The sequence below is a fragment of the Psittacicella hinzii genome, from assembly GCF_003585885.1.
In the GTDB taxonomy this organism is placed as follows: Bacteria; Pseudomonadota; Gammaproteobacteria; order Enterobacterales; family Psittacicellaceae; genus Psittacicella.
Genome location: NZ_NRHC01000082.1, coordinates 1 through 8300, shown reverse-complemented (window position 1 = coordinate 8300; position 8300 = coordinate 1). Strand labels below are relative to the sequence as shown.

The following is an 8300-nucleotide window of genomic DNA, read 5'->3' as shown; positions in this document are numbered from 1 at the left end:
AAAGTTGCTGAATTATTCAATTCTTTAGTGAAAGTTAAAGAAACAGCAATGAGTTACTCTGAATTAGTAAGAGTTAATAATGGTCAGTAATTGATCAAAATTTGAAGGTTAAAGGTCTGCTATGCGGACCTTTTTCCTCTTATTTTAATAATTTATTACTAAGCATTTTTACATTATTAAGTTTTAAAAGCTTAGATAGACTTAAATTTTTTAGTAATAAATTATTTTGAAGACTTTTATCTTTATATGAGTATATATGCGTTAGCTTTATGGGAATAAATCAGTTTTTACTTTGAGGAGATTTTGGTGAAAACTATTAACTTATCTAGCTTTTCGTGTTAATATAAAGATGACAAAAAAGATAAACAAATATATAGAAAAAATAGGCTAAAGGTATAGATGTAGCCTTAAGGATTCTAAGTAATGTCTACTAACAAGAAAAAAGATCAAGACATTGAAAAACAAAATAAAACCGCAAGTAAAAGAGTTGCAAAATCAGACAAAGCAAGTGAGCAGATTAAATTAGACGCTAAGTTTGTAGAAGATTTACCTGTAGTTTTTGCTCCAGTAGAGACTCTATATGAAACGTTATATGTAACTGAGACCAAAGAGTTTTCTAGTAAGGCATTAGATGATGTGCTAATTAAAACTTACGGTATTGAAACTTTTACCTCAGAAAAAGCTAGTCTGCTAAAGAACTTCTTATTAGTTCCTTCAGATGAAAAATATATTCCGAAAGATCTAGCAGAGGTTGCTCAACGTCCTTCAAGTTTTGCGACAAACCTAGGAAACTATGGCTTTATCTGTCAAGTTGAAGGCTTAAAGGCTGAAGGAGTGACAGGTCAACTATCTTTAGTTGTGAAAGTTTTAGCTGAAGGTACGTTTCAATTTGCTAACTTAACCTACAAAAAAGAAGCAGAGGCAAGTAAGAAAGAGGTTAGTGGTTTATTTGCACCTGTTAAATTGTCAGAGTTTGAATTAAATTCAAGTAATGCAAGAGACTTTAATGAAGATGATCAAGTAGTATCAGAAAGAACTCAAGCTTTTGCAGTTACAAAGTTAAAACAAACAGTATTTTCATTTAGTAGAATAAACAATTATGATTCTACAGAGATTGAAAGATTAATCAATCTAGAATATCCGTATGAGCAATATGTTTATACTGTGCTGACTAGTTTAAGATTATCTTCAAGAGTGACAAATGCTTTTGCGAAAGAGCCTACTCTTTACTACAGATACATTTTCTTAATTTCTCATTTAGAATTCCTATTAAAACGTGACGCGTTTGATCTTGAGTTACAAGATAACGTACGTAAGAATATGGAAACTGCTCAACGTAAATATTATGTTAGAGAGCAGATCCGTGCTCTGAAAAAAGAGTTAAATTCTGAAGCAGAAGAAAGTGATACCGATAAATTTACACAAAAGCTAGATAATCTAAAAATCGAAGATACTTTACCTGATCTTTATGCTAAGATTCGCAATGAGATTCAGCGTTTAGAAATTATTCCTTCTAACTCGCAAGAATATTACATGCAACAAAACTACGTTGAGTGGTTATTAAAGACTCCTTATAAAGGAGAAGAGCTAAAAAGTATCGATTTAAAGAAATCTCGCGAGATTTTAGATCAAGATCACTTTGGTTTAGCTGATGTTAAAGAAAGAATCTTAGAATATTTAGCAGTTCTATCGCGTGTTGATGTTGCTAAATCTCCAGTACTTTGTTTAATAGGGCCTCCTGGTGTTGGTAAAACATCTTTAGGTAAATCTATCGCAGAAGCAACTGGAAGAAAATACACTCGTTGGGCTCTAGGTGGTATTTCTGATGAAGCAGAGATTCGTGGACACCGTAGAACTTATATTGGTTCACAACCAGGTAAAGTTATTAGTCATTTATCTAAGGTAGGGGTAAACAATCCTTTATTCTTATTAGATGAGATTGATAAATTAACCTCAAATCACCGTGGTGATCCAGCTGCAGCGTTATTAGAAGTTTTAGATCCAGAGCAAAACAATAAATTTGTTGATAATTACTTAGAGATTGATTACGATCTTTCAAAAGTATTATTTATTGCTACAGCTAATAGTTATAACATTCCTCCGGCTCTTCTTGATCGTATGGAGATTATCGATTTAGGCTCTTATACTCGTGATGAGAAGTTCCAAATTGCTAAAACTCATATTCTTGGTAAGCTTTACAGAAGAAATGCGATAAAAGATGGAGAAATTGAGTTCCCTGATGCAATGATTAATTTAATCATTGACGGTTACACAAATGAACCTGGTGTGCGTTCATTAGAACGCCGAATTGAAAGGGTTATCCGTTACTCAATTAAGCAAATTGTTGAACAAGGTGATTCTGTAATTAAAGTAGATCAAGAGTTAATTCAAAAAGTTTTAGGTCCTGTTGTAAACGAATCTAATGTAGAACAGGTTGAGTTTAGATCTAAATCTTTTGTAGGTCAAATTACAGGTCTTGCTTGGACACAATCTGGTGGTGATGTTTTACCAATTGAAGCTGCGACTCCTGTGGGTAAAGGTGAGATTTCTGCAACTGGTTCGTTAGGTAATCAGATTAAAGAAAGTATCCGTGCAGCAATTACGGTTATTCGTCAAAGATATAAGCAATTTGACTTAGAGCCAGATTTTTATTCTAAATTTGATTTCCACGTGCACTTCCCAAATGCTGGTATCAATAAAGATGGTCCATCTGCTGGTTCAGCGATAACTACATGTTTAATTTCTTCATTAACAGGTAAACCTATCGCGATGGATATAGGTATGACTGGTGAAATTTCACTTCACGGTGATGTTTTACGTATCGGTGGGGTAAAAGAAAAAGTTATTTCTGCACATCGTAATGGGGTAAAACACATTATTCTACCGAAATCTAATGAACCTGATTTATACAAAGTTCCTCAAAGTATTAAAGATGAACTACAGTTCTATCCAGTAGAAACTATTGATGAAGTTATTGATATAGTTTTTGGCGATAAAAAACGTCCAGCGAAGAAAAGTCAAGCTGAATTAGATTTAGAAGCAGTAGTTTCTAATAAAACTAAAACAACGAAAGCAAAAAAGACAGTTAAAGCTACTCAAGTAGCAGAAGATGAAACTGTTGAAGCTAAAAGTAAAAAATCTAAAGCAACAAAAGCAAAAGTTGAAAAAGTTGAAGATGAAGCTTCTAAAAAGAAAACTACAAGAAGAAAAAAGTCTTCTAATTAAATCTTAATTAAGGACGCAAGTTTTTCTGTTTGCTTTGTAAAAATTAGATTAAACTTTAAATTAAACTTAATGGGAGCTTTCGAGCTCCCATCTTTTTATCTATCAAAATGAAGTTATTTATTTTTAGACATAGCGCATTAAGTTTTCAAATCCAAGAGAACTTATTACGTCTTGAGGTTTATATTCAGAGCTTAATAGCTAGTGGTCAAGAACCTAAAGAGAAAGTGTTGGTTTTTGTCGAAAATTTAGCGCTACCGCTTGTAATTAATCAAAATGTTTTAGAGTTCTCTCATCAAGTTAGACTTGTTGCGTTAAAATTTCAAGAGTTAATTAGAAAGTATAATATAGAAATGATTTGTTGCTCTAGAAGCTTATTAGAGTGGGGGTATGCAACGGAATGGGTTGTACTTCCTGAAGATAAGATAGGGGTGCATGATCTTTTTAATTCTGAAAAATATAATATTGAGCAAATATTTGTTTAGAAGGGGAGAAAATGGTACCTGCATATCTTTTAAATAAATACTATCTAGATAATTCTTCTGACGTAAGACAAGCTGGTCATATGATGCTGAGCTTTATTTTTGCTTATGAAGATAATTGTGAAGTTATATTCCTTAATAAAGGGATTTTGAACTTAATAGATATTAGCAATATTGAGCAACTGCTGAGAGTAAAAGAAACAGATCCTGAAGTGTACAATATAATTTTAGGAGATCATTTGGCGCAAGACTTATCTGCGCAAAAGTATGTTGCGCAGTTAGTAGAAAAGTGCAAAACTTTATATACTCAGTGGGCAATGTTCACTCATGAGTATGAAAGTGAAAAGTTAATTAAATTTATCATAACCAAAGAGTTTTGTGACGAAAAAGTGCTCAATAGGATTATAAAGCTTATAGATGAAGGTAAGCTAGAATTATTTAGTAATATTGAATTTGAATATTCTAATTTATCGCAAGTTGAACTAGAGCAAACCTTAAAGCAATACAAATGGATTTATAAGGCTTAAAATAAGAGAGGGGAGTGTGATCACTCCCCTCTCTATACGTTCGCAAAAAAGTATTACTCTAGATAGAAAAATTTATGCTAAGTAAATTAAATTACGTCAGGTTAAAAATAAATTCTCTAGAGTTAAATCGTTGTTAATAGATACATAGTTAAGTGGATAAAAACTTGGATAATTAACCAAGATAGAATAAATTTAGCAGTCAAACCTTGATAAAGTTCATTAGGAAACAGTAAGCGACCGCTATTTTTTAATTTATTTAGGAAGATCTGATTAGTTACAATTTGTAGTGCGAATAAAGAAGCAAAATAAACTGCAGAGGAAAATAAAAAATAAAAAATACTTAAATAATTTATGTTAGTAAATAAGTCTGTAGCCCTAAAGTAAGTAAAGTAACCAAATAAGAAACCTAAGAATGTAAAGAGTACAGGAAATACAATCAATTTGCGAATAAAAAGCACAAAGGTTTGAGAGGAGTATTCTGTGTCATAAGTGAATTTGTGTCTACTTATAAGTTTAGAATAGGCGGTTGAGCGAATAATAGCAAGATCCTCTCTTGAAAGCTTTTTCGGCTCTAAATGATATTCGATTAATTTACTATGTGGCCAATTTTTTATTTCATCAAGAGTAGCTGTATCTAAATTATATTTAATATCGTTTTCGTAAATAACTTTGACCATATGTAATTTTAATTATAGTAGTAACTTTTTTCTAAAATAACACAAAAAAAGCTGAATAAAAGAAAAAAATGATGTATAATATCGGCAGTTTGTTTTGGATGTTAAGTCCAATATATAAATTTTAATCTAAATGGAGCTCATAAAATTATGGCAACTATTAACCAATTAGTGCGTAAACCACGCGTTAAAAAGGTTGTTAAAAGTACAGTTCCAGCGTTAGAAGCGTGCCCGCAAAAACGTGGAGTTTGTACTCGTGTTTCTACAACAAAACCTAAAAAACCTAACTCAGCACAACGTAAAGTATGTCGTATTCGTTTAACAAATGGTTACGAAGTTACTTCATACATCGGTGGTGAAGGTCACAACCTTCAAGAGCACAGCGTTGTTTTAATCCGTGGTGGTCGTGTTAAAGACTTACCAGGTGTGCGTTACCACACAGTACGCGGTGCTTTAGACTGTGCAGGTGTTAAAGACCGTAAACAAGGTCGTTCTAAATACGGTGTTAAGAGACCTAAATCTTAATATTTTCCGTATAGTAAGGCCAAACATAAATTAAAAATATAAATTAACATTATTTTTCATCAAAGCTCCATTAAGGTTACAATGTTTTAATTTTAATGAGTTTTGGATTAACCTGAATATTAAACGGAGAAATTAACCATGCCACGTCGTCGCGTAATTGGTCAACGTAAAATTCTTCCAGATCCAAAATTTGGTTCAGAAGTATTAGCAAAATTTATTAATGTAATCATGGTAGATGGTAAAAAATCTATCGCTGAGAAAATCGTTTACACTGCGTTAGAGAAATTAGCTCAACACAGTCAAAAATCACCATTAGAAGCTTTCGAAGCTTCATTAGAACAAGTACGTCCAACTGTGGAAGTTAAGTCTCGTCGTGTTGGTGGTTCTACTTACCAAGTTCCAGTAGAAATTCGTCCAGTTCGTCGTAACACTTTAGCAATGCGTTGGATTAAAGATGCAGCTAGAAATCGTAATGACAAAACTATGTCAGATCGTTTAGCTAACGAATTAATTGATGCATTAGAAAATAAAGGTGCAGCAGTTAAGAAACGTGAAGACGTTCATCGTATGGCTGAAGCGAATAAAGCGTTCGCTCACTTCCGCTGGTAATTTTTTACTACTAAAACTTTCCTTGCTGCTTAATAATTTATTTATTATCTTATTAAGCAGTTTCATAACTTTATTTAGTCGAGGATAAAATGGCTAGAACTACTCCCATTGAACTATACCGTAATATAGGTATTAGTGCTCACATCGATGCAGGTAAAACAACTACTACAGAACGTATTTTATTCTACACTGGTGTAAGTCACAAAATCGGTGAAGTTCACGATGGTGCGGCTACAATGGACTGGATGGAACAAGAACAAGAGCGTGGTATTACAATTACTTCAGCTGCTACTACTTGTTTCTGGTCTGGAATGAGTCAACAATTCCCTAAACACCGTATCAACATTATCGATACTCCAGGACACGTTGACTTCACTATTGAAGTAGAACGTTCAATGCGTGTATTAGATGGTGCAGTAATGGTGTACTGTGCGGTTGGTGGTGTTCAACCTCAATCTGAAACAGTATGGCGTCAAGCTAACAAATACCAAGTTCCACGTATCGCGTTCGTTAACAAAATGGACCGTACTGGTGCAAACTTCTACCGTGTAGTTGAACAAGTTAAAAACCGTTTAGGCGGTAATGCTGTTCCAATTCAAATTCCAATTGGTGCTGAAGAAAACTTCAAAGGTGTTATTGATCTTTTCAAAATGAAAGCTATCAACTGGAATGAAGAAGATCAAGGTATGTCATATACTCTTGAAGATATTCCAGCTGAGTTACAAGAAACAGCTGAAGAATGGCACAACAACATGATTGAAGCTGCAGCTGAAGCTAATGAAGAGTTAATGGAAAAATACCTAGGTGGTGAAGAGTTAACTGAAGAAGAAATCAAAGCTGCATTACGTCAACGTGTTTTAGCTAACGAAATCATTCTAATGACATGTGGTTCTGCGTTCAAGAACAAAGGTGTTCAAGCAATGCTTGACGCTGTAGTTGAATTCTTACCAGCACCTACAGATGTACCTGCAATTAAAGGTGAAACATTAGATGGTAAAGAAGACGTTCGTCACGCTTCAGATGATGAGCCATTCTCTGCTTTAGCATTCAAAATTGCTACAGACCCATTCGTTGGTAACTTAACATTCTTCCGTGTTTACTCTGGTGTTGTTAACTCTGGTGATACAGTATTAAACTCAGTTAAAGAAAAACGTGAGCGTATTGGTCGTATCGTTCAGATGCACGCTAACAAACGTGAAGAAATTAAAGAAGTTCGCGCTGGTGATATCGCTGCGGCAATCGGTCTTAAAGACGTAATCACAGGTGATACAATTTGTGATATGAGCAAGCCTATCATCCTAGAAAGAATGGAATTCCCTGAGCCAGTAATTAACGTTGCTGTTGAACCTAAAACTAAATCAGACCAAGAAAAAATGGGTATTGCTTTAGGTCGTCTAGCTCAAGAAGACCCTTCTTTCCGTGTTTACACTGATGAAGAGTCAGGTGAAACTATCATCGCAGGTATGGGTGAGTTACACCTTGATATCATCGTTGACCGTATGCGTCGTGAGTTCAAAGTTGAAGCAAACGTTGGTAAACCACAAGTATCTTACCGTGAAACAATTCGTGGTTCTGTAGAACAAGAAGGTAAGTTCGTTCGTCAATCAGGTGGTCGTGGTCAATATGGTCACGTATACTTACGTATTGAACCTTTAGAAGAAAACAAAGGTTACGAATTCGTGAACGCTATCGTGGGTGGTGTGGTTCCTAAAGAATACATCCCAGCGGTTGATAAAGGTGTTCAAGAACAAATCGGTAATGGTGTGTTAGCTGGTTACCCTATCGTAGACGTTAAAGTAACTCTATACGATGGTTCATACCACGATGTTGACTCATCAGAAATGGCGTTCAAATTAGCTGGTTCTATGGCATTCAAAGAAGGTTTTGCTAAAGCACAACCAGTATTATTAGAACCAATCATGAAAGTTGAAGTAGAGACTCCAGAAGAGTACATGGGTGATGTAATCGGTGACTTAAACCGTCGTCGTGGTCTAGTTGAGGGTATGGAAGATATCCCAATGGCTAAGAAAATCAAAGCTCAAGTTCCACTTTCAGAATTATTTGGATATGCAACAGACTTACGTTCACAAACACAAGGTCGTGCATCATATTCAATGGAATTCTTAAAATATAACGAAGCTCCACGTAACGTTGCTGAAGCAGTTATTGAAGCTCGTAAAGCTAAATAATTTTATTTAACTTAACTTAATTTAATTTAATTTTTAATTAAAGGAAAATTTTAAAATGGCTAAGTCACAGTT

At 34.2% G+C, this 8300-nt stretch carries 7 protein-coding genes; 6 read left to right on the top strand and 1 reads right to left on the bottom strand.

Annotated elements, in window-relative coordinates; translation table 11 throughout:
* The first annotated feature begins 423 nt into the window (after window positions 1–423).
* The 3 genes from lon (at window position 424) to CKF54_RS06250 (ending at window position 4231) form a co-directional block, all read left to right on the top strand.
* Window positions 424–3225, top strand: a complete 2802-nt coding sequence (gene lon, locus CKF54_RS06260) for an endopeptidase La (protein ID WP_119525507.1) — start codon at window positions 424–426, stop codon at window positions 3223–3225.
* A 107-nt stretch (window positions 3226–3332) separates the two neighbouring features.
* Window positions 3333–3707, top strand: coding sequence for a hypothetical protein (locus tag CKF54_RS06255; protein ID WP_119525506.1), 375 nt, complete (start codon window positions 3333–3335; stop codon window positions 3705–3707).
* Between the two features lie 11 nt (window positions 3708–3718).
* Window positions 3719–4231, top strand: a complete 513-nt coding sequence (locus CKF54_RS06250) for a hypothetical protein (protein ID WP_119525505.1) — start codon at window positions 3719–3721, stop codon at window positions 4229–4231.
* 122 nt (window positions 4232–4353) lie between these two features.
* Here the strand turns inward: CKF54_RS06250 and CKF54_RS06245 are convergent, their stop codons facing one another.
* Window positions 4354–4908 (bottom strand): hypothetical protein, encoded by a 555-nt coding sequence (locus tag CKF54_RS06245; protein ID WP_119525504.1) that lies wholly within the window; start codon window positions 4906–4908, stop codon window positions 4354–4356.
* A 147-nt stretch (window positions 4909–5055) separates the two neighbouring features.
* Here CKF54_RS06245 and rpsL point away from each other — a divergent pair, with 147 nt between their 5' ends.
* The 3 genes from rpsL (at window position 5056) to fusA (ending at window position 8228) form a co-directional block, all read left to right on the top strand.
* Window positions 5056–5430 carry a 30S ribosomal protein S12 gene (gene rpsL, locus CKF54_RS06240; RefSeq protein ID WP_119496747.1) on the top strand — a complete coding sequence of 125 codons (375 nt, stop codon included), beginning with the start codon at window positions 5056–5058 and terminating at the stop codon, window positions 5428–5430.
* 138 nt (window positions 5431–5568) lie between these two features.
* Window positions 5569–6039, top strand: a complete 471-nt coding sequence (rpsG, locus tag CKF54_RS06235) for a 30S ribosomal protein S7 (RefSeq protein ID WP_119525503.1) — start codon at window positions 5569–5571, stop codon at window positions 6037–6039.
* A gap of 89 nt (window positions 6040–6128) precedes the next feature.
* Window positions 6129–8228 carry an elongation factor G gene (fusA, locus tag CKF54_RS06230; RefSeq protein ID WP_119525502.1) on the top strand — a complete coding sequence of 700 codons (2100 nt, stop codon included), beginning with the start codon at window positions 6129–6131 and terminating at the stop codon, window positions 8226–8228.
* The last annotated feature ends 72 nt before the right edge of the window (window positions 8229–8300 follow it).